Raw genomic sequence first — 25,177 nt, 5'->3', positions numbered from 1 at the left:
TGTTCCGGTCACGACCGGGCAAGTTCGATCTGATAGGATGCGAAATCCGTGCGATAGAAACTGTCACGCAATTCGACCTTGCGATCCGACAGATCACGCGCGACGCGCACAACCTTCAGCAGCGGCGCACCCGTTTCGACCTCTAGCGCGGCGGCCAGATCATCATCGGCGACTGCCGCGGTGATCGATTCCGATACCGTCATGATCATCAGGCCAAAGCGTTCGTGCAAATAGGGATATAACGATCCGGGCAGTGGCAGATCTTCGACCATGCCATCACAGGTCGCCACGTCAAAGCTCATTCTCTCGACGACGAATGGCGTGCCGCCATTCTGGCGCAGTCGGTTCAGACGGATTACCTGCCGGCAATCCGGTCCCAACACCTCGATTTCGCGTGAGGTTGGATCCCCGGAGGAAATTTCTTCGCGCGCAGGGGTCGGTATCACCATTTCCCCGGATTCGTTTCGCAACCGGAAAAACGCAAACAGCGATTCCTCTTGGGTGGTCTTGCATACCATCGTCCCGCGCCCCGGGCTGCGCATCAACAGCCCGCGCCGTTCCATCGCGACCAGGGCCTTGCGTATCGTCCCCTGACTGACACCGAATTCATCGGCCAGCGCGAATTCATTTGCCAGCTGATAGCCCGCTGGCCAGCGCCCGGTTGCAATCCGGTTGGTCATTTCCACTTCGGCGCGCTTGTACAGGGGCTGAGCCAGCAACCGGGTATTCTTGGCCTCGCCTTCCATTGTCTTGCCCTTATGTTGCGCGCATCACAGCCGATCCCTGGTCAGAGACCATGCCGGCGGTGGTAAATACATATATATTATATCTCTATAATTATCTTCGAAGATAGCCCTGCGCCCAAAAATTACGCCGGGTGCACGACAGCGAACCATCAACAGACAGTTTTGGGCACAGGCTATCGCCGGCCCGCACCGTGAACTGCGCGACGACAGCGTTAACAACGTTGACATGTGAGCGTGATCCCGCATTCTGAACAAGTTGCAGGAGGTAGTTCGTGGCACGGTTCGATTGGTCATCTGCACTTTATGCATCCGTCATTGCATCGGCGGGGCTTTTCGCCTCGGGGCAGGGATATGCGCAAGAAAGCGATCCCCAAAGGGCCAATCTGTTGCGCCAAATCATCGTGGATCTGGAAGACGAGGCCGCGCAACTTGAAAATTCACTGACACAATCCAGAGCACAGCTTCAGGATCTGAACGATCAGCTTGCGCCCGCCCGCGCCCAACTGGATGCTATCAAGGCCGACGTGCAAACGCTGTCCGCAGAACGCGAGCAACTGCAAAGCGCCGCGGCTGAGAATGCCGGTGAACACGCCCAGCTTGGCAGCGATATCGAAGCGGCCCGTCAAACCCTGTCCGAATTAACGCAGTCCATCGACAATAGCCGCGCCGATCTGACCTCATTGGAAAGCCAAAGCCAAGAGCTGCAGGCCAGCATAACCGAGTACGAAACCGGCAAGTCTTCTCTTGAAGCCGAAGCCGCAACACTTGAACAGACCATCGCGCAAAACCGGCAAGAGGTCGACGCCCTGACCCAAGAAATCGCGACCCTGCGCGATCAACGCGACCTCTTGCAACAAGAGGTCACCACGGCCGCTGATTCCGAGAATACGGCATTGGATGAAGCAATTGCTGCCCGCCGCGCGGAACTGGCAACGCTGGACGAGGAACTCGCCACCCGCAAGGATGACATCAACCAGCTGGACCAGCAGAAACAAACCCTGACCGCAGAGCTGCAACAGGCCGAGGACAGCACCCAACAGCAAGCCGAAGCAGACGAGGCATTGCAGGCGCAGCGGGCCGAGCTGGACGACCTGTCGGCACAGGCCGAAAGCCTGCAACAGGACATCGCCACACTGACAAGCCAGCGCGAGGACTTGCAGGCACAGACAGCCCTGGCGGCGGAGAAAGCCGCCAAACAAGCCGAACTGGACCAGCAAATCGCGGCGCAGGAAGAAAATGCCCGGAAACTGGCCACGCAGATCTCGGCCCAAGAGGAACAGCTGGCCGCGCTCGGCGCGGAAATCGGCCAGCTGGACCAGCAGAAACAAACCCTGACCGCAGAGCTGCAACAGGCCGAGGACAGCGCCCAACAGCAGGCCGAAGCAGACGAGGCATTGCAGGCGCAGCGGGCCGAGCTGGATGACCTGTCGGCACAGGCCGAAAGCCTGCAACAGGACATCGCCACACTGACAAGCCAGCGCGAGGACTTGCAGGCACAGGCAGCCCTGGCGGCGGAGAAAGCCGCCGAACAAGCCGAACTGGACCAGCAGATCGCGGCGCAGGAAGAAAACGTCCGGAAACTGGCCACGCAGATCTCGACCCAAGAGGAACAGCTGGCCGCGCTCGGCGCGGAAATCGGCCAGCTGGACCAGCAGAAACAAGCCCTGACCGCAGAGCTGCAACAGGCCGAGGACAACGCCCAACAGCAGGCCGAAGCAAACGAGGCATTGCAGGCGCAGCGGGCCGAGCTGGACGACCTGTCGGCACAGGCCGAAAGCCTGCAACAGGACATCGCCACACTGACAAGCCAGCGAGACGACCTGATCGCGCAAACCCGAACGGCACCTGAAACGCCCGCCCCCGCAGCAGCGCCACCGGCAGCCGCACCGGCACAGCCGGCTGCACCGCCACGCCGCGAAGGCCCGCGCGAAGCATCGGTTGTCGATGAGGCGCTGGATACAATGCCCGGGCACCCCGCCGACCCACAAGCCGCAACCAGGCTGCGCGACGCGCTGATCGATGGCACCTGCCCCGCTGACGCCCTTGGCCTGGTCCAGCAGCCCGTCAACCGCCAATCACTGCTGTCATTGTTATCTCAACTGGGCAGTTGCTAACGCCCGCGCCATTCATCACAGGAGGAACGCATGCGATTGCCCAAGCTTTTTCAGCGTCTTGCACTGGCCGCCGGGCTTGCCGGACTGCCCCTGATCGCTGCTCACGCCCAGGAACCCCAGATCAGCATCATGACGGGGTCCGCGACCGGCACCTATATCCAGTTCGGGCGTGACATGCAGCGTCTGATGGGGCAATGCGGGCATGAAATGGATGTCGTCGAATCCGCCGGCTCGCTTGAGAATTTCCTGGGCGTGCGGCAACGCCCACGCACGCAGTTCGGCATCGTGCAGAATGATGTTCTGGAATACATGCAGACCTTTGCCGCACAGGACCCCGATATTGCACGCACCATCAAAGGCGTACGCATCGCATTCCCGCTCTATGAGGAAGAGGTGCATATCCTTGCCAAGAATGATTTGCAGGATTTCCGCGATCTTGCAGGCAAGCGTGTCGCCATCGGAACGGAAAACAGCGGCACCTTTCTAACCGCCTCGCTGATGCTGTCGCTGGCGGGGCTGGAACCTGCCGAAAAGCTGGCCATCGCCCCCAGGGATGCGCTGCAACAGCTGCTGACAGGGCGCATCGACGCATTTTTCTATGTCGCCGGCGCACCCGCGTCCCTTTACACGGGCAGCGGCGTCGATGGCAGCAAGTTTCATCTGCTGCCGATCACGGATGACACATTGCGCAGCGTCTATACACCTTCGACGCTCGCGGCCGGGACCTATCAGTTCCAAAGCGATCCCGTGGACCTGGTCGCGGTCAAGGCCATCCTGATGACCTATGACTACGACGCCACGCGCAACGCCTATCACAAGCAATCATGCGATGCCGTGTCCGACCTGAGCTCGTTGATCTCCGGCAATCTTGAATCGCTGAAGCAATACGGGCATCCGAAATGGAATGACGTCGATCTCGGCGCCATCCCCTCGGGTTGGGATGTCGGGGCATGCGTGACGCGGGGAACCAGTTCGGACTACCAGATGAACTGCACTGCACCCACAACCACTGATAGCGACGCGAATGAAAGCTATCGCCGCAGCATTTGCGCCGTCATGGGGTGCTGATCAGTTCCGGGCGAGCAATGGGGCGTCGAACCACTCGGTCGCCCCTTGATCGTCGCCACCACCCGTCAGGGTCACAACGCGCCACCGGATGACCTGTTGATCCAGCAGCATTGCGGAAAGGCCGGTTTCCCGCCGTTGCGGCGCGCCGTCATCGCCGGCCGCAACAAATTCCACAGCGAAGCGTGACGGGTTTTCTCCTGCGGCCGCGCGCCAGTGCAACGCCAATCGCCCGTCCGGCAGACTGGCCTGCAACACCGGAACGGGGGCCGCCCCGGATGCCTCGGACGCGGACAGGAACGGCGCAAGCGCCTCGATCCGCCCGGCAGCCCGGTCATTGTTTTCAGCGGCTTGATACCATGCATGGGCGCGATGAGGGTCCATGCTGACGCCATCGCCGATCTCGAACAACTGGCCAAGGAAATATGCTGCGCGATCATTGCCCAACAAGGCTGCGCGTTCATACAGCAGCGCCGCAAAAGCAGGATCAGAAACGGCGGATTCAAGCGCCTGATCCAACAGTTCGCGCGGATCCGGCATCGCAGACAGGCGGATATGGGGCGGTGGCGGAACCTCGGCCACGGCTGGTCGAGGTTCCGCTTGAGGCGTGATGGTGGGGGCCGGCGGCCGTGGCGGTGATGGCGCGACAACAGCACCGCTCGGGTCCATCATGGCAACCGTATCGCGCCGCCCCGATAGCTGGTTCCAGATCAGCCCCCCTGCAAAAGCCGCCAGAACGACCCCCGAAGCCGCGGACCAGACCCAGCCGCGCGACCGGGACGCGCGTGGCGCGACGGCCGGATCGCGGTTTGGCGCTGCACGAATTGATACCGGCGCGGGCGCGCGCATTTCAGGCACTGGCTGACTGTCGATCAGCGCGTCCTCGATATGTTCCCCGGTTTTGGTATGCGGAGCAGGCTCGGACAAAGCGATCATTCCCGCCACGGTTTCGGGCAGCTCACCGCGTTCGCAGGCATCGACGAACTCCGCCGTAATGACCGTTGCGCCAACACGACCTGCCTCGGCAAGGCATAGCCTGGCAAGATCGCCAACCCGACCCGGAACACCGCCGCAATGATGGTGCAACCGGCCCATCGCAGCAGCATTGAAAGGGTTGCGGCCGCCATGACAGGCACAGTCCAGGGTCGCAAAGCGATGCGCGACATAGCCGGCGGTTTCCTGTTCGGTCAGCGTCGCAAAAAGGATCTCGGCATCGACATATTGCTGCAACGCACCGTCTTGCCACTCTTTCAGGTGCGCTTGCAGCTGCGGCAATCCGGACAGCAAAAGCTGGACCGGAGGGTCGGCGGTGGTCAAGCTGGCGCAAACCTGCAGCAACTGCTCAAATGCCCCATCGGGCAATTGGTCGGCATCGTCGACAATCAACAGAGCGGGCGTATGGGCGGGCCGGTTTGCGCCTTCATCCTCGATCGCAAATTCGCGGATCGATTGAATGAGGTCGTCGGCCGCCATCCCCGCGCCAGCGCCATCATCGGGTCCGGGAGCGTCTGTTTCAAACTCTTCCAGCGTGATCGAGGCGATCTTGTGGCTTTCCGACAGGCGCGACCGGATCACGTTCAACAACTGGGTCTTGCCGATCCCTTCGACGCCAAGCAGCAAGGTCACCGGGCTTGCCCCGGTCAAGGCCTGACGCAGACTGGAAAAGGCAGCTTGCTCGGCAGCTGATGGATACAGCAATGACGGGTCCGTCATCGTATCAAAGACCGGGCAAGAATACCCGTCCTGATGCGCAGCGCCGGTCATGCCGACAACGCCAATGGTGTGGCGGCACATGCCCGGCCCCAACCACGGCCCATCCTTGCCCCACAGCCTGAAACGCTGAAAGCCAAACCCCTGAACATCGGCCCATTCCTGCCGCTACACAAATACACGCATATTCAGGTTACTCCTTGCGCTGTCAGCGTCAAGAACGGGTGCCGCGTGAATTCGCCGCTGTGTCCCGTTTACCAATTCGTCACGGAACCATCCGTCCTGCGGAGATGCGGGCATTCGACATGCGTCACAGCCTGGCTGGCGATTGCGTCCTCGTCGATCTCGACGCCCAGCCCGGGGCAATCGGGCAGGACATAGTTCGGCCCGTCCATGCGGACCTGCACCGGAAACAGCTTTTCATCGTGAAAACCGTTGCTTTCGACACTGGACTGACGGGTTTCAAGCCAGCTGAAATTGGGCACGGCGGCGGACATATTGACGCTGGCCGCGGTGCAGACCGGACCAAGCGGGTTGTGCGGCATCAGATCCATGTAGTGGCGTTCGCACCAACCCGCGACCTTCATCGCCTCGGTGAAGCCGCCGATATTGCAGATATCCAATCGCATATATTGGGTCAGGCCCTGCTCGATAAATGGTGCGGCTTGCCATTTCGAAGCAAACTCTTCTCCGACGGCAAACGGCACCGAGGTCATGCTGCGCAGCATGCGATAGGCCTCGGGGCTTTCGCTGCGGATCGGCTCTTCCAGAAAATCAAGGGTGCCAACCGGAAGCCTTGCGCAGAAATTCGCGGCTTCAACCACGGACAGGCGGTGGTGCAGATCCACGCCCAGGCACAGATCCGGGCCGAACTCTTCCCGGATCGCAATCAACTCGGTTGCGGTTTGGGACACGGCCGCCTGCGGATCATAAACCTCGCCTTCGCCAAAAGAGCCGGGATAGGTCCGTACACATTGCCACCCTTCCTTGCGCAGAATGCGGATATCCTCGATCTGCCGGTCGATGCTTGTGCCCATCGTGGTCGCGAATGATCCCACGGTGTCGCGCTGCTTTCCGCCCAGCAATTGATAGACGGGCACGTCGAGACGCTTGCCCAGCAGATCATGCAACGCGATATCCAGTGCCGAAATCGCTGCGGTGATCACACGTCCGCCTTCAAAATACTGGCCGCGATAACATTCCTGCCAGATGCGTCCGATCCGGCGGGAATCCTGCCCGATCAGAAAGCGCGCAAAGTCATTCAACATCGCGATCACCGACGCTTCGCGCGACGACAGGCCCGATTCCCCCCAGCCGAACAATCCGTCTTCGGTCGTCACCTTGACCAGCAGCTGATTACGAATACCAACCCGCACCAACATCGGCTCGATTGCCGCAATGCGCGCCTGCGACCTGTCCAGACCCGTTCCTGCCGCAACCACTTGCTGGGATGTCGTGTCCATATTCGCCCTTCTTGCAGATGTATGATACAATCATAATAATCGACTATATTTGCATATATATCGACGATCAAGGATATTCCACGCATTTCCAACCGCATTTCAGCGCGGAGGCGCGGCCATAGAAATGCAGAACGCCCGCCAATCATCCTGGCGGGCGCTGAAAATACGGACCGAAAATGTCTGGATCAGCCGTCTTCGGCACCCCAGTCCAGCACAACCTTGCCTGCCTCGCCCGCGCGCATGGCGGCAAATCCGGCAGCGAAATCGTCAATCGGCAAACGATGTGTGATAAGCGGGGTCAGATCCAGCCCGGACTGTACCAAGCCAATCATCTTGTACCAGGTTTCGTACATCTCGCGGCCATAAATGCCCTTGAGATGCAGCATCTTGAAAATCACCTTGTTCCAGTCGATCTCGAAACCCGTCGGCGCAATGCCCAGGATGGCGATCTTGCCGCCATTATTCATCACGTCGATCATCTGCCGGAATGCCGGAGCAGCGCCCGACATCTCGAGCCCGACATCGAATCCTTCGGTCATCCCCAGACCAGACATCACATCCACCAGATCGGTGGATCTGGTGTCGATCGCATGTTCCAGCCCCATCTTGCGGGCAAGGGCAAGCCGCGTGGGATTGATATCGGTAATCACCACCTTGCGCGCCCCGGCGCGCTGCGCAACCAGCGCCCCCATGATCCCGATCGGCCCGGCACCGGTCACAAGGACATCCTCGCCCACGCAGTCAAAGCTGAGCGCGGTATGCACCGCATTCCCGAACGGATCGAAGATCGCCGCAATCTCATCGGGAATATCATCGGGGATCACGACGACATTGCTTTCCGGAAGGCACAGATATTGGGCGAATGATCCGGCGCGCTGCACACCAACCCCAAGGGTGTTTCGGCACAAATGCCCCCTGCCCGCCCGACAGTTGCGGCAGGCGCCGCAGGTGATATGCCCTTCCCCCGACACCCGCTGGCCGGGCCGGAAACGCGTCACCGCGCTGCCGGTCTCGACAATCACGCCAGAGAATTCATGCCCCGTCACCAAGGGCACGGGAACAGTCTTGGCCGCCCAGGCATCCCAGTTCCAGATATGAACATCCGTGCCACAGATTGCACTTTTGCGAACGCGGATCAGCACTTCGTTGGGTCCGGGTTCCGGCACGGGCACCTGCTCCATCCACAATCCCGCCTCGGCGCGCGACTTGACCAGGGCCTTCATCATGTTGCTCATGCAAGCACCTTCAATTCGCGGCCCGTTTCGATAAAGGCCGCGATGGCCGCCGACAGATCGGCATCGTCATGCGCCGCCGACATCTGTGTGCGAATACGGGCCTGACCGCGCGGCACCACCGGAAATGAGAACGCGGTGACATAGACACCCTTTTCCATCATCCGTGCCGCGAACGCCGTCGCCAGATGCGCATCACCCAGCATCACGGGGATGATCGGGTGCCCCGCCCCTGCAAGGGTGAACCCCGCCGCTTCCATTTCGGTGCGAAACCGCGCGGCATTGGCATCCAGCCGGTCGCGCAGGCCATCGCCAGCCTCGATCAGATCCAGCGCGGTCAGCGAGGCCCCGGCGATCACAGGGGCCAGCGTGTTTGAGAACAGGTAAGGACGTGATCTCTGCCGAAGCATCTGCACCAATGGCGCGGGACCGGCAACATACCCACCCGAGGCGCCGCCAAGTGCCTTGCCCAAGGTGCCCGTCAACACCTGCACGCGGTCCGACACCCCACACAATGCCGGGGTCCCCCGTCCGCCCGGCCCGGTCAGTCCGACGGCGTGGCTGTCATCGACGACCACCGTGGCGTCATAACGCTCGGCCAGATCGCAAATAGCGCCGAGATCGGCAATCACCCCATCCATTGAAAACACACCATCGGTCACGATGACGCGGTTGCGGGCATCTGCGGCGGCTTTCAGGCAATCTTCCAGCGCAGCCATGTCGTTATTCGCATATCGATGCCGCTGCGCCTTGCACAGACGTACGCCGTCAATGATCGACGCGTGGTTCAGCGCATCCGAGATGATCGCATCCTCCGGCCCAAGAATTGTCTCGAACAGGCCGGTATTGGCGTCAAAACAGGACGAAAACAGGATCGCATCCTCGGTGCCCAGAAACGCAGCGATCCGGGCTTCGAGGGTCCGGTGTTCCTCTTGGGTGCCACAGATGAAACGAACCGAGGCCATACCGTAGCCATAGCGGTCCAATGCGGCATGTCCGGCGGCAATCAGATCGGGGTGATTGGCCAGCCCCAGATAGTTGTTTGCGCAGAAATTCAGGACCCTGCGATCCGGCGCGACCAAGATCTGTCCGTCCTGCATCGAGATGATGACCCGTTCTTCCTTGAACAGCCCGTCATCCCGGATCTGCTTCAACTCGGATGACATACGTTCGATCAGGGTCATATACGCCTCTATTCCTTCGGGACCGGCTCGGACGAGGCCGATCGTCCAACCTCTGGCCGGCCAAGCAATCATTCATCATGTCAAGATCGTGGAAGTAAACGCCACTGTCCAGCGGCTTTGAGATCACATCGGGGTCACAGATGGTGCGGCAGGGTGGCCGGACATGAAAAATGCCGGCCACCACGAGGGCAACCGGCAAATTCACAGCTCAGATGTCGGGAACGGCAGGTCTAGTGGTCCAGCATCTCCCACAAACGCCGCTTGATCTGGATGAATTCATCCGTCAGGCGCATGGCATCCGTGCGCGGACGCGGCAGGCTGACCTCTTCGATATGGTGAACTCGACCCGGACGCGCAGACATCACGACAATCTTGTCGGCAAGGAAAATCGCCTCTTCCAGATCATGGGTGACGAACACGACCGTCTTGCGTGATTGACCCCAGGTTTCCAGAAGGTCGGATTGCATCCGCTCTTTGGTCTGGGCGTCAAGGGCACCGAATGGTTCATCCATCAGCAAGACATCGGGGTCATTTGCATAGACGCGGCCGATATCGACGCGCTTGCGCATTCCGCCCGACAATTCGCGCGGCCAGCGGTTTTCAAAGCCCTTCAGCCCGACGGCCTGCGTCCATTTCGCCTCGATCTCGCGTTGCTCTGCGGCGCTGGCTCCGCGCAGACGGGGACCATAGCTGATATTCTTGGACACGGTCATCCACGGGAACACGGCGTCCTGCTGAAACACCATGCCGCGGCGGCGATCGGTGCCCTGAATGATCTGGTCGTCCAGCTTCATGCTGCCATCGGACGGCGCGAACAGGCCGGCCATCATCTTCAGCAGGGTCGATTTACCGCAACCCGAGGTGCCGACGATGGCGTTGAAGCTGCCGGATTCAAAGGTCAGGTTGATATTGTCCAGCACGGTCAGTTCATTGGGCTGACCCTTGCCGAAGGTATGCGTCAGGTTTTCGATACGGATCTCTGGCATTACTCACGTGTCTCCGACCATTGCATCAGATGCGCCTGAATTTTGCGGAAGATGCGATCCATGATGAAAGCGCAAGCCCCGATGATCATGATGATCATCATCACCTGATCGGTCAGGAAATACCGCCGCCCTTCCTGCAACAGAAAGCCCAGACCGTTTTGCGCCGCAAGCAGTTCGGATGCGACAAGCGTCGTCCAGGCCGCCGCAAGCGCGACCCGATAGCCCGTAATGATAAAGGGCGTCGCCGCCGGAACCGCCACGGTGCGGAACACCTGAAAACGCGTTGCGCCCATCGTGGATGCCGCATCTTCATAGACCGCCGGGACGTTCTTCATCCCCGCGATGACATTGACCACACAGACCATGAAACAGGCGATGGTGATAATCAGCACCCGGCTGAATTCACCGATCCCGAACCAGATGATGATCAGCGGAATATAGGCCAGTGGCGGAATCGGGCGCACGGCCTCGATCAGCGGATCGAACAGATATTCGATATTGCGATACCAGCCGATCAGGCAGCCCAACACCAATGCCAGTGTCGTGCCGATCAGGAACCCCGCGCTGATGCGAAACAGGCTGGCACCCAATGCCGTCAACAAGGACCCCGAGGTCAGGTTGGTCCAGAAAGATGTGATGATGTCGGTGATCGGCGGCAACAAGGCCGGGTTGTTGTCAGGGCGAGAGGTTACCAGCGCATAGATCGCGATAACCGCCGCCACCGACAGACAGCCCAGGATCACCCGTTTCGAGTTAAAGGCAGTATTCTTGTTCATCGCGATCAGAGCTGCTCGATGATTTGGTTGGTGACCATCGTATCCAGATCGGGCACCGCAGAAATCTTGTCATTCTCGGCCAGGAATTCCGATTGGATCAGCAACGATTGCTTGAGCTGGTCCTTGGCGAAGACATCCTTGATTTCGGGAATGTCGAAATAGAAATAGCCGTTCAGCAGGGGCTCGACCTCTTCGGCCGTGACGCCCGCGCGCCCGATCTTCTGCTGCCATGCAACCATGCGGGCAACAACTTCCGCGTTGTCTTCGCGCACCATTGCGACGCCCTTGCTGTGGAAGGCCTCGACGACCTGACGCAGCGCATCCTGTTTGGCATCCAGGGTCTGTTGCGTGGTCATGAAGATATCCATGATGCTAGGGCGGCTTTCGATCGGCATCTTTGCGCCTTCGGCCAGCATCACCGCGCCCGGCATCTTGTCAAAGATCAGCTTGCGCGAGGTGGCCAGCGGCACCGTGGCATCCACGGCCCCCGCGATCATCGCGGCCTGCGCGTCGATCGGCTCCATGTTGATGCGGGTCAGCGGCATGTCCGCCAGACCTTCGGCATTCAGCACCGTGTCCAGGAAGAAATCAAAGTTCGACCCCGACGTCACGGCAATCCGCTTGCCTTCCAGATCGGTCAGGCTGCCAAGACCTTCGCGTCCAACGATCGTATAAAGCCCCGAGGCGTCCCCGCAGACCGAAATCGCGCGCAGATCGGCAACCTTGCGGGCCATCGCCGCCAGCGGCGGCACCGCACCCACCGTGATCGCATCGACGGACCCACCGACCATGGCCTCGATCGCGGGCGGACCCGATGGAAACACGCTGAATTCCATGTCGACGCCGGGCGCGAAGCCCTGATCCTGCACCAGCCAATAGATCCCGAAGGAATAGGCAGGTATGATCCCGACCCGCAGCGTTTCATTTGCGGCATGGGCTTTGCCAATGAAGAAATTCGGGGCGGCAAGCGCTACGCCAGAGGCGGCCGCGCCTTTCAATACCCCTCGGCGCGTCAGCCGGTTTTGTTTATCGGTCGACATGTCTTCCTCCTCTCCTCAGCCCCGTGGGGCCACCTTGGCGTCCTGCGCCATCATTCAGGAATGATACCGCGTCGTTTTTACAGATGTCAAATATTTTGTCATTTATATAAAGCTTGCACATAGGCAGCACAGACATCATCCGCGCAGCGCCGATCACGATGCACCACAGAGATTTCCGGATGACGGGATTCAGTCGGCTTGCAGCAACGCAACCGCAAGGGCTTCGTCAACGCAGAGATGCGTGGCCAGTTTGCCGTTCAGGATAGCCTGCGCGGCGCGCAACCGGTCCTGCCCCGCAATCACGACAAGCTTGCGTTTGGCCGCGCGCAAATGGTCAACTTCGACCGCAACCACGCGTTCGTTGGGGGGCAGGTCGACAGGGTTGCCATTCAGATCGATATAGCGACAACACAAGATCCCGGCGGCCCCCGCGTCGACAGCATCGGCGACCTGATCCTTGGTGGCGATCCCGGCAGCAATCAGATGCGTGTCGGGGTCGGTGTTGCCAATAGAGTAGATGGCGACATCCAGCCGTTGCAAACGCTCGAGCTGTTTTGCAATCGTCGGTTCACTGCGCAGGCTGGCCGCCAGATCGCGCGAAGACAGAACTGCGGGGGCATGCAGGGTGTAACAGCTGGCATTCAGACAATTCGCGATCCGAATCGCACAATCCTCGGATGCGGCGACGCGATCGGACACCATCGAACCGATCATCTGGCACACGGTCACATCCTCGACCGGCTGTCGTGGCATGGCATCGGCGACCGACTTGATCGTTTCACCCCAGGCAACCCCGACCGTATCGCCGGGCCGCACGACATCCAGCACGGCCATCGCCGCAACTCGCGCCAGCTGGGCAAGGCTTTCGCCGCGCGCCGGGGGCTTGTCGCCACCGATCCGGCAGCGCGACACATAAGCATCTTCCAGCCCGTAACGCGCGACAAGCTGCCGCGACAACGCCGAGGCAGCCAGCACCTCGCCATCGACGCGGATTTCAACGATGCCGCGATCACGGCATTCGCGCAACATGTTGACGATCGTGGGACGAGACACCGACAGACGCTTGGCAATCTCGCTCTGGGTCAAGCCTTCGCCATAGTAAAGCAACGCGACATTCGCCAACAAGGCATCCTTGTCGTTGAACGGGTTTGACGGCGCCTCATCCCGGGCCATGTCAGGCACTGACCTTTTTCTTGCCCGACTGCCCATAGTTCTGCTGGAACCAGTTATAGCAGCGGTCGATTTCCTGCTGGGGCAATTCTTCGACCGGACCGCGCGTCATCGCCAGATGCGTCGTCATCGCTGCCTCCTCCAGATACATCGCAAACGAGGTCGCCTCGGTCGCGGAACGCCCCATGGTGAACACACCATGCGCCTTGACCAACGCAGCATATCCGCCATCTGCGGCCTCGACAACGGCCTGTCCCGTATCGACCTCGCCCGGTGTTGCATAGCGCGAACAGGGAACGTCACGGCCCAGCATATGGGTGATCGGCGTCAACACCGCCGGGATCCGTTCGCCGCGCGCAGCAAAACTGGTCGCGTATGGCGAATGGGTATGTGTGATGCCGAAAATATCGGGGCGCGCCTTATAGATATACAGATGCAGCCCGGTATCGACCGAGGGCTTCATTTCGCCCTCGATGACATTTCCGTCCATATCCACGACGACCATGGTTTCCGGCGTCAGGTTCTTGAACTTGACCCCGGACGGCTTGATGACCACCAGCCCCGTTTCACGATCCCGCCCCGAGACATTGCCGCCGGAACCGACAACCAGCCCGTTCAGGGGCAGTTGATGGTTCTGTTCGCAAACTTCCTGCTTCAGTGCTTCAAGCATTCTTCTTCTCCTCGGGGATGCCGTGGGGGTAAACGACGATTTTCAACGACTTTTCCGCCTTGCGCAGCATCTCGAAGGCTTCGGCGCTGTCATCGATGTCAAAACGGTGGGAAATGGCCTCGGCAGCCTTGATGCGTCCTGCCTCCAACAAACGGATATAGCTGTATGTGTCGGTGTGATCCGACGAATAGCGCGAAGTCACGGTGATCTGGTCAAAATAGGCGCGACCGCCATCCCGCACCCAGTCGGTGCCCGGTGCCAGCGGTGCGCCCAGATGCAGCGTTCCGCCAACCTCGACCAGCTCTTCGGCCTGCGCCCAGGCCTGAGGCGATGGCGCGATAACGATGACCGTATCGGCCAGGCGACCGTTGTTCGCGCGGCGCATCGCTTCGACCGGATCTTCGTTCTTGGGGTTGATCGTATGCGTGGCCCCAAACTCGCGGGCCTTGTCCAAACGCCAGTCCGAGAAATCCAGTGCGACAACCTTGCCCGCGCCGAACAGCGGTGCAAGATGCACAAAGCCCTGCCCCATGAAGCCCGCGCCAACCACGGCCACGGTATCGCCGGGCTGAATGTTGCAGACCTTCAGCCCCGACATGACGCAGGACCACGGCTCGATCGTCACGGCGGCCTCGGTCGAGATGCTGTCGGGCAGCTTGTGGGCATCCATGCGAAGATGCTGCGCCGTCACACGATAATATTCGCAGACCCCGCCCGGATCGAGCTTCATCGACGCATAGAACGGATCGCGTGTGAAATGCCCACGGCGCGACAGGTGGCTGTCTACGCGCCCGACATGGTGGTTGATGAACAGGCGGTCACCGACTTTGTAGTCGGTCACATCCGCGCCGACCCTGACCACTTCACCGATCGGCTCATGGCCCAACACCTTGGGTTCGGATTTCTTGTACCAAGCCATCGTCTCGCCACCGCACAGGCCGCAGGCAAGGGTTTTCAACAGGATCTCATCGGCGCCGATCTCGGGCACGGGCCGTTCCTCGATGCGAATATCCTCCAGCGCGTGATAGACGGCGGCTTTCATCATTTCGGTCATGTTCTGAACCTCTTTTCCTGTTATTTCCAAAGCGCCTGACAGGCGTCGGACAATGCGACATATCTTGCGAATGCGGCGTCATAGGCTGACGCGGTTTGTGGGTCGGGATCGTGGCGCAACACCTCTTCGGCGCGCTGTGCCAATGTGCAGGCATCGCCCTTGCCGGCCGCAGCTGCCCCAAGGCAGGCCGCCCCCCACAGACCATGATCCGAGGCCTCGCTGACAAGCACCGGCACCTGCATGACATCGGCGATGATCTGGCACCACATCCGGTTGCGGGCGCCGCCGCCGGTCAGGCGAACCGCCTGATCCGGACGGCCATTTTCCATTTCGAAGCAATGGCGCAGACTGAAGGCGGCCCCTTCCATGACAGCGCGGCCCATATCGGCCTTGGTGCTGGATGACGACAGACCAAAGAACGAGCCCCGCGCCCTGGGCGCAACAAAGGGGGCCCGTTCGCCGTTCAGGTAAGGCAGGAAGGTCACGCCATTCGCACCCGGCGGCACCTTTTCAACCAGCGCATTCAGCCGGGCCGCGATTTCGGCAGCCGAGCCACCCCCCAAGGTCTTGGGGTGCAATCCGCAGAACCAGTCAAAAGCCGCTGCCCCTGTGGTGGGCGCGAGGATGCGGGTCAACAGCCGGCCATTGGCGTGATGGGCCGTCGCGCCGACCGGGTGGTCGGTCTTTTCCACCTTTTCGGTCAGAATGGTGACCACGGCCGTCGTTCCTAGAATCATCATCGTTTCGCCGGGCCTTTCCATGCCCATGCCAACGATCATCGCCGACAGATCCATTGTGCCAACCGATACGGGCAACCCTTCGGGCAGGCCCGTCTCGGCGCTGGCATCGGCAGAGACAGCGCCGAGACGGCTTTCGGCACGACGCGGCGCATTCAGCATGCGCGCCAGCGGCGCCGAGCCCAGAACCTGCAGCGCGTCAAGATCATAACCCCCGGATTCGAAATCGAGAAACGGGATCGACGCATTCGAAAAATCGGTCGCGAGTTCACCGGTCAACCGGAACCCGACCCAATCCGCGCAATAGAATACCCGATCAATCGCGTCGGCCCGGTCGGGTTCTTCCTGACGCAGCCATTGATAGATCGCGCCCGATGTACCCGGCCAGATCGCCGTGTTGCAGGCATGGCTGATGGCCCGCGCATGATTGCTGTCATAAAGCTGTTTTACGTTTTCGGCAGCGCGCGTGTCATTCCACAGGATCGCGCGCCCGACGGGGGTCTTGTCACGACCCAAGGCCCACAACCCATCGCCCTGCGCGGCAATCCCGACGCTGGCGATCCGGCTTGCATCGATATCGGCAATGGCTGCGCAAACAGCCTGGCAGACGCCCAGCCAGACGGTCTCCATATCCTGTTCGGCCCGACCGTGATCGCCCAGGTGAACCTCGCTGGGAACCTCTCCCAGTGCGACCCGCGTCCCGTCACTGCGATAGACCGCCGCCTTGATCGCCGTGGTGCCCGCATCAATCCCCAGCCAGTAATCTTGCACCTATACCTCCTGTTCACTTTCGCGGCGCGTGACGAAGCCGGGGGCGTCCAAGGCCCGCAGCGGCGGCAAAGCCGCGTCCCACGGCGACACGCGCACCAATGCCGTGTGGCTGATATTTCCCTGACTGAGCTGCGAGGCCCCCAGATCGATGGTCAGCATATTCGGGTTGCCATGCACGCAGATCCGCCCTTGCGCGGTATTCTGCAGGTCGGCCCAGGCCCCTGTCGGCAGAACGATGCAATCGCGACGCATATCCGCATCCAGACCAAGACCGGCCAGACAGCCGCCACGTGCATTGTGCAGATGCACGACCTCGCCTTCACGCAAGTTCAGCCGTGCTGCGGTGGCGGGATGCATCCGTGCGACCTCGCGACCTTGCAACTTGGACGCCGCCGCCTCGGATCCGTTGTCCAACTGGCTGTGCAGGCGGGTTGCCGGCTGTTGCGACAGAAGATGCAATTCATCCGGCGCAGCCGCCAGCGTCCACTCGGCCGGTTCCATCCAGCAAGGATGCCCGGGGCAATCCGGCAGCTGCATTCCGGCGATCCGGTCATTGAACAATGTCAACCGCCCGCTTTCGGTGGCCAGGGGATTGGCTTCGGGATCCGAGACAAATTGGTCGAACAAAACCCGCGTCGTGTCTTGATCCGACATTTCGAAACGACCGGTTTCGCGAAACCTCTCGAAATCCGGCAGGGCGAACCCTTCGGTCTGGGCCACGCCCTGACAGCCCGCCCACAGCCAGCGCAACCAGCCTTCATCGCTGCGCCCTTCCGTAAATTCCTGCTCGGCTGCAAAGCGCTGCGCCAACCCCTTGAAGATTGCGTGGTCGTTGCGGGCTTCACCCATGGGTGGCAAGACCTGCGCCATGTAGATCAGGGACGGGTCGCGCCGGTTGATCATGATGTCTTCGCGTTCCAGCGGCATGGTCGTCGGCAACACGATATCGGCGCGTCGCGCCGTCGCGGTCCAGCTGTGATCATGGACAATGACCGTTTCCGGGCGTTGCCATGCCTGTTCAAGCCGCAACAGATCCTGATGGTGGTGAAACGGATTGCCCCCCGCCCAATAGACCAACCGGATATCGGGATATTGCCGCGTTTCACCGTTGTAAGCATAGCTTTTTCCGGGGTTCAGCAGCATATCGGCGATACGCGCGACCGGAATGAAATCATCAACAGGATTGCGCCCCTGGGGCACCGATGGCCAGCTGATGAATCTCTTGGCCCGTCCGGGGGGGGTCGTGGACCCATAGCCAAAGCCAAAGCCCGTGCCCGGCTGCCCGATCTGACCCAGCACAGCCGCCAGCGCCAGCCCGGCCCAAACCGTCTGCTCACCATGATGGGCGCGTTGCAGCCCCCAATTGACCGCCACCATCACCCTGTTGTCAGCCAGCTCTCCGGCCAGCGCCCGAATATCCTCGGCGGCAAGATCGCAGAGCGGCGCGGCCCATTGCGCCGATTTGGGCTGACCATCGGTTTCGCCCATGACATAGGCGCGGAACTGGTCCCAGCCACTTGTGCATCGGTCGAGAAAGGCCTGATCATGGCGATTCCCGGCAACCAGTTCATACACCAACGCCAAGATCAGCGCCGTATCCGACCCGGCGCGCACCGGCAGCCAACGCGCATTCGGCAGATCGGCAAGATCGCTGCGCAGCGGTGACACGCTTATGGTTTTCATGCCATTCGCGGCGGCCTGCGCCATCCAGTCATCTACCTCGTGCCGACTGGTGCCGCCCGCCGCAATCTGCGCGGTCCGCCCCGACACGCCGCCAAAGGCCAGAAACAGCGTGCAATGGCGGGCGATCAGCGGCCAGCTGGTCATACCCTCTTCGATATCCTTGTTGGTCATGCCGGTAATGTGGGGCAGGATCACCTCGCCCGCAGCATGGGAATAGGTATCCCGTGCGGCAACATATCCACCAATCAGATTCAGGAAGCGACGCAGCTGAGACTGGGCGTGGTGAAAGCGCCCGGCGCTGGACCAGCCATAGGACCCGCCGTAGATCGCACCATTGCCATGCTGCTGACGCACGCGATCAAGTTCCCTCGCGGCCAGATCAAGGGCCTCGTCCCAGGAAACCTCGACAAAGACATCATCGTTGCGCGCCGCCCCGCGATCACCGTCCAGCCACCCCTTGCGAATGGCGGGTCGCTGGATTCGGGCGCGCGGGTCGCGCGCCGCCGACAGCCAACCACGACCGATCTGCGAAGGCGCGGGATCATCGGCAAGCGGATCAAGCCTGATGTCCCCATCAACCTCGCGCACCCGATAGGCGCCCCAATGGGCAGCTGTATAGCGGTCTGTCATCACGTCAGCCTTTTCGTTTTGACATTTGTAAAATACATTGTCATATGATAGATGAGATTACAACCAGAATGTCATGCCCAGGAGGAGTGATGCGAGATGCGCAATGAAAGAACGACCGAGGAAGTGGCGCTGGGGATTCGGCGCCGTGTGTTCGAACACTCGATGCGCAACAACGGCGGTTATCTCAGCCAGGCCTGCTCGGCCGGCGAACAACTGGCGTGGCTGTACAACGAGGAACTGAAACTGGGCGCACCGACCCTGCCGATGATCCCCAAGCCCTTCGAAGGCGTGCCGTCGCCGTCGAACCCCGATTACCACACGGGCGCAGGCTATAACGGACCCGCCACCCCGGAATTCGACCGGCTGTTCATTGCCCCCGCGCATTACGCGCTTGTCGCCTATGCAACCCTGATCGAGGTCGACCGGATGGCCCCCGAAGGTCTTGAAATGTTCAACAAGGACGGTTCCAGCGTTGAAATGATCGGCGCCGAGCATTCGCCCGGGATGGAAGTGCATAACGGCACCCTGGGCATCGGCCTGTCCACCGGCGCGGGTCTGGCCTATGGTCGCAAGCGTCGCGGAGAAGCGGGCAGAACCTGGGTGTTCATGTCCGATGGCGAGGTGCAGGAAGGCCAGACTTGGGAAGCCGTGCAGGCCGCCACCCATCACGGCATCGACAATCTTTATGCCATCATGGATGTCAACGACCAGCAATGCGATGGCGCGATGTCCAGCGTCATGGAAGTCGGCGACATCAAGACCAAGTTCCAGAACTTTGGCGCTGCCTGCATCGAGATCGACGGCCATGACCTGACGGCCATGCGCGATGCGGTCAAGGAAAAGCACGATGGCAAACCGCTGATCATTCTGGCGCGCACCAACCCCTTCCATACCATGTCGATCCTGGAAGAGCGTTTCCCGCGCCTTCACTACGTTCGCTTCAAATCCGAGGACGAACGTGCCCGCATGAATGTTTCCATCGCCGCCGATCTGGGCGTCGAGCCCGTCGATTACAGCCACTAAGGAGAACGCATCATGGTGGAAATGGTATCGCGTCCCTATGCAAAGGCCTTTGAATCCTTCGCGGCGGGCAATCCCGACATCCTGTGCCTGTCTGCGGACCTGACCTCGTCCTGCGAGGTCGACGGTTTCCGCGATCGTCACCCCGACCAGTTCATCAGCCTCGGCATGGCCGAACAGAACATGATGAGCTTTGCCGGCGGCCTGGGTCTGGCGGGCTATCGCCCGTTCATCCACACCTTTGGCGTGTTCATGTATCGCCGCCCTTACGATCAGCTGATGGCCTCGATCGCCTATCCGCGACGCAAGGTCCGCCTGATGGGCTTTTTGCCGGGCATCACCACGCCGGGCGGCATGACGCACCAGTCGATCGAGGATATCTCGGTCATGCGCTCGATTCCGAACATGACCATCCTTGAAACCGGTGACGCGACCGAGGTTGAATCGATCTGCGAAGCCGCAGACAGCATCGACGGTCCGGTCTGGTGCCGCGTTCTGCGCGGATCCGTGCCCCGGCTGTTCGACACCCCGATCAAGGTCGGTGAGATGCGCGAATTGTCGTCGGGTGACGATATTCTTGTCGTCACCTCGGGCATCTGCACCGAAGAAGCGATGCGCGCACGTTCGGCGCTGGCCAAGGCCGGCCTGTCGATCCGTCACCTGCACCTGCACACGATCAAGCCTTTCGACAGCAAGGCCTTGCTGGATCACATCGGTTCGGTCAAGCACGGCGTCATCACGCTGGAAAACCATGTGACCGAAGGCGGGATCGGATCGCTGGTCGCGGAAACCATGGCCGATGCGGGCGTGGGCAAGCGGTTGATCCGTCTGGGCCTGAAGGACACCTATGCACATGGCGGCTCTCGCCCCTATCTGATGCGTTATTACGGTCTGGACGCGCTGGCACTGGTGCGCGGCATCGAGGATCTGACCGGTCAGCAATTCGGAATCACGGAAAACGATCTGGACTCGGCCCGCGTCGAGGATGTCCACTCGTTGGTCAAGGCCGAAGCACTTTGATCCATGGCGGTGGCGGCGCACCCGCCACCGTTTTTTCGCCCTTGCGGCGCGACCGCAAAGCGATCACCACATCACGAACAGCAAAGACGTCAAGGGCCGTGCCATGCCGGCCATTGCGCAGATCGACGACCCGCAGCCCGGGGGAGGATACATATGAATATCATCACGATTCTGGTCGACAGCCTGAACAAGGACTGCTTGTCGATCCATAACCCCGATACCGTGTGCCGCACGCCCAATATCACGCGGCTCGCCCAACGCTGCCAGGTCTATGACAACCATTTCGTCGGCAGCCTGCCCTGCATGCCCGCGCGGCGCGAAATCATGGCGGGACGCAAAGAATTTCTGTGGCGTCCCTGGGGCGGGCTGGAAGTGTTCGATCCGCGACTGCCCAAGGAAATCGCCAAAACCGGCATGTCCACCGCGATGGTCACCGATCACTACCATTACTGGGAAGAAGAGGCGAACGGCTATATGCAGGGCTTTCAGTCGCTGCACATGGTGCGCGGCCACGAAGTCGATGGCTGGAAGGTGCCGGATCCGAACAAGGAAGACCCGCAATGGGTCAAGAATGTCGCCAAGTATCGCGCGGCCGAGCATATCCGCCAATACGCGGCGAATGTCGCCGATTTCAAGGGCGAGGAAGATTACTTCGCGCCCCGCGTCCTGCAGGGCGCCTGCGACTGGCTGGACGAGAACGCACAGAAGGGCCCATTCTTCCTGCATGTCGAATGCTTTGACGTGCACGAACCATTCGACGTCCCCGAGCCCTATGCCTCGATGTATACCGACGGCAAGAAAGACGATTTCAACATCTGGCCACCCTATCAGGTCTATGCCGATCTTGAACGCTTCATGAACGAGACCACGCCCGAGGAACTGGATTTCCTGCGCGCCCAATACATGGGCAAGGTTACGATGATGGATACCTGGCTGGGCCGGCTAATGGCCAAGATGGACGCATTGAACCTGTGGGATGACACGATGATCGTCTTCACCACGGATCACGGCCACGATCTGGGTGAACGCCGCGCCTTTGGCAAGCAGTTCCCGCATTACGACAGCCATGCCAATATTCCGATGCTGATCTGGCATCCCAAGAACCCCGGCAATGGCACCCGCGTGGACGGGCTGAGCCAGACCGTCGATCTGTTCGCAACACTGATCGATGCGGCAGGCGGTCAGGTTCCCGATGCCAACCGCCATTCGAAAAGCCTGATGCCAATGGTGATGGGCACCGGGGACAGCCCGCATGAGGCGTTGATCTATGGGACGTTCGGCCAAGGACTTTGCGTGACGGACGGCGATTGGACGCTGTTCCGCGCCCCGGTCGAAGGTCAGCCATTGTTTACCTATTCGACCGCGATCTCGCGTCCGCTTATCGTCGACAACCCCGTTGATGGCCGCGTGGGTCGCCCGCCAGAGCCACCCGCCGAGCAGGGGCTTTTCGATCCTTCGGTGGATTTGCCCCTTTGGAAAACGCCGATCACCATCGATCCGCGGACCTATCAGTCCTTCCTCTATGACCGGAAATCCGACCCGGCGCAGGAAACGAACCTGTGGGACAGCGATGATCAGAACCGTCGCCGCATGATGCAACTGGCCCGCCACATGATGGATGAAGAAGGTTATCCGGTCGAGCAACTGGCCCGCCTTGGCATGACCGACGCCGCGCTGGAAGCAGCCTGACGACCCAAGCTGCGGCAATGGCGCAAATGCCGTTGCCGCAGCGATTTTCGCGATCAGATTTCCAGAATAGCGTTGCCGATCAGACTGTTGCCTTCGATGGCTTCATGCGCCTGCACGGCATCCGACAGCGCAAAGCGCGCGGCGACCCGAGGCTTTAACTTGCCCACCCGCAAGAAATCGTTGATGTCTGAAATTGCGACGTCCTTTTGCGCCTGCGACAGCGAATAGACAAAAACCGGCTGAATCGCGATATTCGACATGGCCAGTGGATAAAAGGGCATCGCCGGCGTCAGGTTGCTGGCGGTGGCATAGGCGCCCACCGTTCCTCCGGAACACATGATGCGCGGCAGCATATCGATATGTGCCGCAAGATCGACATCGACAAGATGATCAATCGACTTGGCACCAAGCGCGGCCACGATCTGATCGGCCAGATCACCCTGGCGATAGTTCAGCACGATTTCCGCACCCGCCTCGGCTGCGATACGGGCCTTTTCGTCCGAACTGACGGTTGCGATCACCCGCGCGCCCGCAGCCGCCGCCATCTGAACAGCCGCATGCCCGACCGCGCCGGCACCACCTGACACCAGCACCGTCTTGTCGCGCAGAGATCCGGCCCAGAACAACGCGCGATGCGCGGTCATGGCCGGCACCCCAAGACAGGCACCAAGATCGAAATCGATACCGTCAGGCAATTCTGCCGCCAGCGCGGCGCGCACGCATACATATTCGGCAGCGGTGCCACGAACCCCTTGCCCGACACCATCCGGCGACCGGTTGACGTTATACAACCAGACAGGTTGCCCGACCCGCGCGGCATCCACGCCAGCGCCGACCGCATCGACAACCCCTGCCCCGTCATTATGGACAACGACCTGATCGGCCACCATCGGTCCCTGCGCCCCGCTGCGCAGCTTGCAATCGGAAGGGTTCACCCCCGAGGCGCGGATCGCCACCCGAACCTCCCCCGGAGCGGGTTCGGGCCGCTCAATGTCCAGCAGGTGCAAATTCTCTGCTGCGGCTCCGCGTGCGGTGTTCACGATGGCTTTCATGTTACGTCCCTCAGATTCCAGTCACATCGCCCCCGGTCAAAAGCCCCGGAAACGGCGCGGTCACGATCCCATGACGCCGCAACAATGAAAAGGGGCCGCGCGGGGCGAAATCCGCTTGCTTTGGGGAATTATTGACCGGCCGCCAAACCACCAGACCGAGGCGACCCGGACGCCATGCTATCCTGCGCGGCTTGGCTGGCATCGGGTGCCCAGGTCAGTTCAGAAACACCCGCCAATCTGGCAAAGCGCGTCAATTCACCGTTCAGTCGATCAAGGCGCGCCGACATCCAGCGAACGCCCGGCTCGGGCCAGAAGTTCAGCACGTTCAAGACCCCGCGCTTGCGGTCCGCCTTGATTTCGATACGGCCGATAAACCGGGTGCCTTCCAGCAAGGGGAAGACATAGTAACCCCAGATCCGTTTGGCTGCAGGCACAAACATCTCGACGCGGTAATCGAAACCAAACAGGCGATCCAGGCGCGCGCGGTCGCGAATTGCGGGATCGAACGGGTTCAACACCCGCACCCGGGATCCGGGCGCTGCAAGACCCGCGATGCGGTCTTCGATATCCGGCGGTGCATAGGCTGGAAACCAATCCCCCCGACGGCTCTGGATCTCGACCATGCGTAGGCCACTGGCGGTCCCGACCCAATTCTGCACCTCGCCGCGCGTGGCCGCGTCCCAGAAACGCTGCAATTCGGTCACGCTGGCAAAGCCCAGCCGATCCAGGGCGATCTGGCACAGCCGATCTATCTGTTCACTCTCGGGGATATCGCGGCTGCGCAGATCCTTGGGGAAAATCCGTTCAGCCAGATCATAATATTTCGTGAAATTCACGCGATGGCAGGTCGCCAACTCGCCCGCATACCACATATAGTCCAAGGCCAGCTTGTGCGGCGGGCGCGCCCACATATGGCTTTTGTCGCGTGGTCTGCTGTCGAAATCATTCGTCGAAAGAGGCCCCTCGGCGGCAATCCGGTCGCGGATCGTCGCTCGTTCGGTTGCGGATGGCAACGATTTGAACCAGCTCGCCCCATCCAGATATTCCCGTTTTCGCCGAAACTGCCTTTGCCAAATAGGCAGGAACTCCATCGGAAGCACCGATGCGTCATGCGTGAAATGTTCAAACAGCGCGCGATCCCGTGACATGGCCTGATCCAGCATCGGTTCGCGATAATTCTGGTTGCGGCTCCACAGGATATGGTGATGCGCCCGCGAAACGATCTGGATGGAATCCAGCTGCACAAAGCCCAGCCGGCGCACGATCTCGGCAACGTCCACAGGCCCGGTCGGCGCACGCGCCAACCCGTGACCATCCAGCCACAGATGCCGTGCTGTCGCGTTGTCGATCCGCAATCGCGTCATG

At 60.8% G+C, this 25,177-nt stretch carries 20 protein-coding genes; 5 read left to right on the top strand and 15 right to left on the bottom strand.

From position 1 onward, the window contains the following. Positions 1–8: 8 nt before the first annotated feature. Positions 9–746, bottom strand: coding sequence for a GntR family transcriptional regulator (locus tag PAF17_RS07165; RefSeq protein ID WP_271888416.1), 738 nt, complete (start codon positions 744–746; stop codon positions 9–11). A gap of 272 nt (positions 747–1,018) precedes the next feature. Between PAF17_RS07165 and PAF17_RS07160 the strand changes: the two genes are divergently transcribed. Continuing rightward, positions 1,019–2,860: a coiled-coil domain-containing protein gene (locus PAF17_RS07160; RefSeq protein ID WP_271888415.1), complete on the top strand. Its 1,842-nt coding sequence runs from the start codon at positions 1,019–1,021 to the stop codon at positions 2,858–2,860. Between the two features lie 30 nt (positions 2,861–2,890). Beyond that, complete coding sequence (locus PAF17_RS07155; RefSeq protein WP_271888414.1) at positions 2,891–3,928, top strand: TAXI family TRAP transporter solute-binding subunit; 1,038 nt, start codon at positions 2,891–2,893, stop codon at positions 3,926–3,928. Here PAF17_RS07155 and PAF17_RS07150 read toward each other — a convergent pair whose 3' ends face one another. From PAF17_RS07150 to PAF17_RS07095, 12 genes are all read right to left on the bottom strand, one after another. Continuing rightward, on the bottom strand, positions 3,929–5,719 hold the full coding sequence (locus PAF17_RS07150) for a hypothetical protein (protein WP_271888413.1): 1,791 nt from the start codon (positions 5,717–5,719) through the stop codon (positions 3,929–3,931). It abuts the gene before it with no gap. Between the two features lie 170 nt (positions 5,720–5,889). Continuing rightward, positions 5,890–7,098 (bottom strand): mandelate racemase/muconate lactonizing enzyme family protein, encoded by a 1,209-nt coding sequence (locus PAF17_RS07145; protein ID WP_271888412.1) that lies wholly within the window; start codon positions 7,096–7,098, stop codon positions 5,890–5,892. Between the two features lie 185 nt (positions 7,099–7,283). Next, the gene (gene tdh, locus PAF17_RS07140; RefSeq protein ID WP_408636390.1) at positions 7,284–8,321 is read right to left on the bottom strand and encodes an L-threonine 3-dehydrogenase; all 1,038 of its coding nucleotides are present in this window, start codon (positions 8,319–8,321) and stop codon (positions 7,284–7,286) included. Between the two features lie 8 nt (positions 8,322–8,329). Continuing rightward, a complete protein-coding gene (locus tag PAF17_RS07135) occupies positions 8,330–9,514 on the bottom strand; it encodes a glycine C-acetyltransferase (protein ID WP_271888410.1) in 1,185 nt (394 codons plus the stop codon). Positions 9,515–9,744: 230 nt separating this feature from the next. Further along, the gene (locus PAF17_RS07130) at positions 9,745–10,500 is read right to left on the bottom strand and encodes an ABC transporter ATP-binding protein (protein WP_271888409.1); all 756 of its coding nucleotides are present in this window, start codon (positions 10,498–10,500) and stop codon (positions 9,745–9,747) included. After that, positions 10,500–11,276 (bottom strand): ABC transporter permease, encoded by a 777-nt coding sequence (locus tag PAF17_RS07125; RefSeq protein WP_271888408.1) that lies wholly within the window; start codon positions 11,274–11,276, stop codon positions 10,500–10,502. The genes PAF17_RS07130 and PAF17_RS07125 overlap by 1 nt, the downstream gene beginning before the upstream one ends. A 5-nt stretch (positions 11,277–11,281) precedes the next feature. Beyond that, positions 11,282–12,316, bottom strand: coding sequence for an ABC transporter substrate-binding protein (locus PAF17_RS07120; protein WP_271888407.1), 1,035 nt, complete (start codon positions 12,314–12,316; stop codon positions 11,282–11,284). Between the two features lie 189 nt (positions 12,317–12,505). Further along, the gene (locus PAF17_RS07115) at positions 12,506–13,489 is read right to left on the bottom strand and encodes a sugar-binding transcriptional regulator (RefSeq protein WP_271888406.1); all 984 of its coding nucleotides are present in this window, start codon (positions 13,487–13,489) and stop codon (positions 12,506–12,508) included. Between the two features lies 1 nt (position 13,490). Beyond that, positions 13,491–14,156: a class II aldolase/adducin family protein gene (locus tag PAF17_RS07110; RefSeq protein ID WP_271888405.1), complete on the bottom strand. Its 666-nt coding sequence runs from the start codon at positions 14,154–14,156 to the stop codon at positions 13,491–13,493. Further along, positions 14,149–15,210 (bottom strand): zinc-binding dehydrogenase, encoded by a 1,062-nt coding sequence (locus PAF17_RS07105; RefSeq protein WP_271888404.1) that lies wholly within the window; start codon positions 15,208–15,210, stop codon positions 14,149–14,151. The genes PAF17_RS07110 and PAF17_RS07105 overlap by 8 nt, the downstream gene beginning before the upstream one ends. Before the next feature lie 20 nt (positions 15,211–15,230). Next, positions 15,231–16,718 (bottom strand): FGGY-family carbohydrate kinase, encoded by a 1,488-nt coding sequence (locus PAF17_RS07100; RefSeq protein WP_271888403.1) that lies wholly within the window; start codon positions 16,716–16,718, stop codon positions 15,231–15,233. Next, complete coding sequence (locus tag PAF17_RS07095) at positions 16,719–19,031, bottom strand: molybdopterin-dependent oxidoreductase (protein WP_271888402.1); 2,313 nt, start codon at positions 19,029–19,031, stop codon at positions 16,719–16,721. It abuts the gene before it with no gap. Between the two features lie 96 nt (positions 19,032–19,127). On the opposite strand from PAF17_RS07095, the gene PAF17_RS07090 reads away from it, so the two are divergent. The 3 genes from PAF17_RS07090 to PAF17_RS07080 all read left to right on the top strand — a co-directional run bounded on the left by PAF17_RS07090 (position 19,128) and on the right by PAF17_RS07080 (position 22,760). Further along, a complete protein-coding gene (locus PAF17_RS07090) occupies positions 19,128–20,054 on the top strand; it encodes a transketolase (RefSeq protein WP_271888401.1) in 927 nt (308 codons plus the stop codon). 12 nt (positions 20,055–20,066) lie between these two features. Next, the gene (locus PAF17_RS07085; RefSeq protein ID WP_090738231.1) at positions 20,067–21,071 is read left to right on the top strand and encodes a transketolase family protein; all 1,005 of its coding nucleotides are present in this window, start codon (positions 20,067–20,069) and stop codon (positions 21,069–21,071) included. A 153-nt stretch (positions 21,072–21,224) separates the two neighbouring features. Next, positions 21,225–22,760, top strand: coding sequence for a sulfatase (locus PAF17_RS07080; RefSeq protein ID WP_271888400.1), 1,536 nt, complete (start codon positions 21,225–21,227; stop codon positions 22,758–22,760). A gap of 53 nt (positions 22,761–22,813) precedes the next feature. Here PAF17_RS07080 and PAF17_RS07075 read toward each other — a convergent pair whose 3' ends face one another. Next, on the bottom strand, positions 22,814–23,812 hold the full coding sequence (locus PAF17_RS07075; RefSeq protein ID WP_271888399.1) for an NADPH:quinone reductase: 999 nt from the start codon (positions 23,810–23,812) through the stop codon (positions 22,814–22,816). A 128-nt stretch (positions 23,813–23,940) separates the two neighbouring features. After that, positions 23,941–25,176, bottom strand: a complete 1,236-nt coding sequence (locus tag PAF17_RS07070) for a winged helix-turn-helix domain-containing protein (protein ID WP_271888398.1) — start codon at positions 25,174–25,176, stop codon at positions 23,941–23,943. Between the last annotated feature and the right edge of the window lies 1 nt (position 25,177).

Source organism: Paracoccus onchidii (genome assembly GCF_028294535.1).
GTDB classification, from domain to species: domain Bacteria; phylum Pseudomonadota; class Alphaproteobacteria; order Rhodobacterales; family Rhodobacteraceae; genus Paracoccus; species Paracoccus onchidii.
Note: the sequence above shows the minus strand (reverse complement) of the source record. Positions and strands in the feature narration are given on the sequence as shown.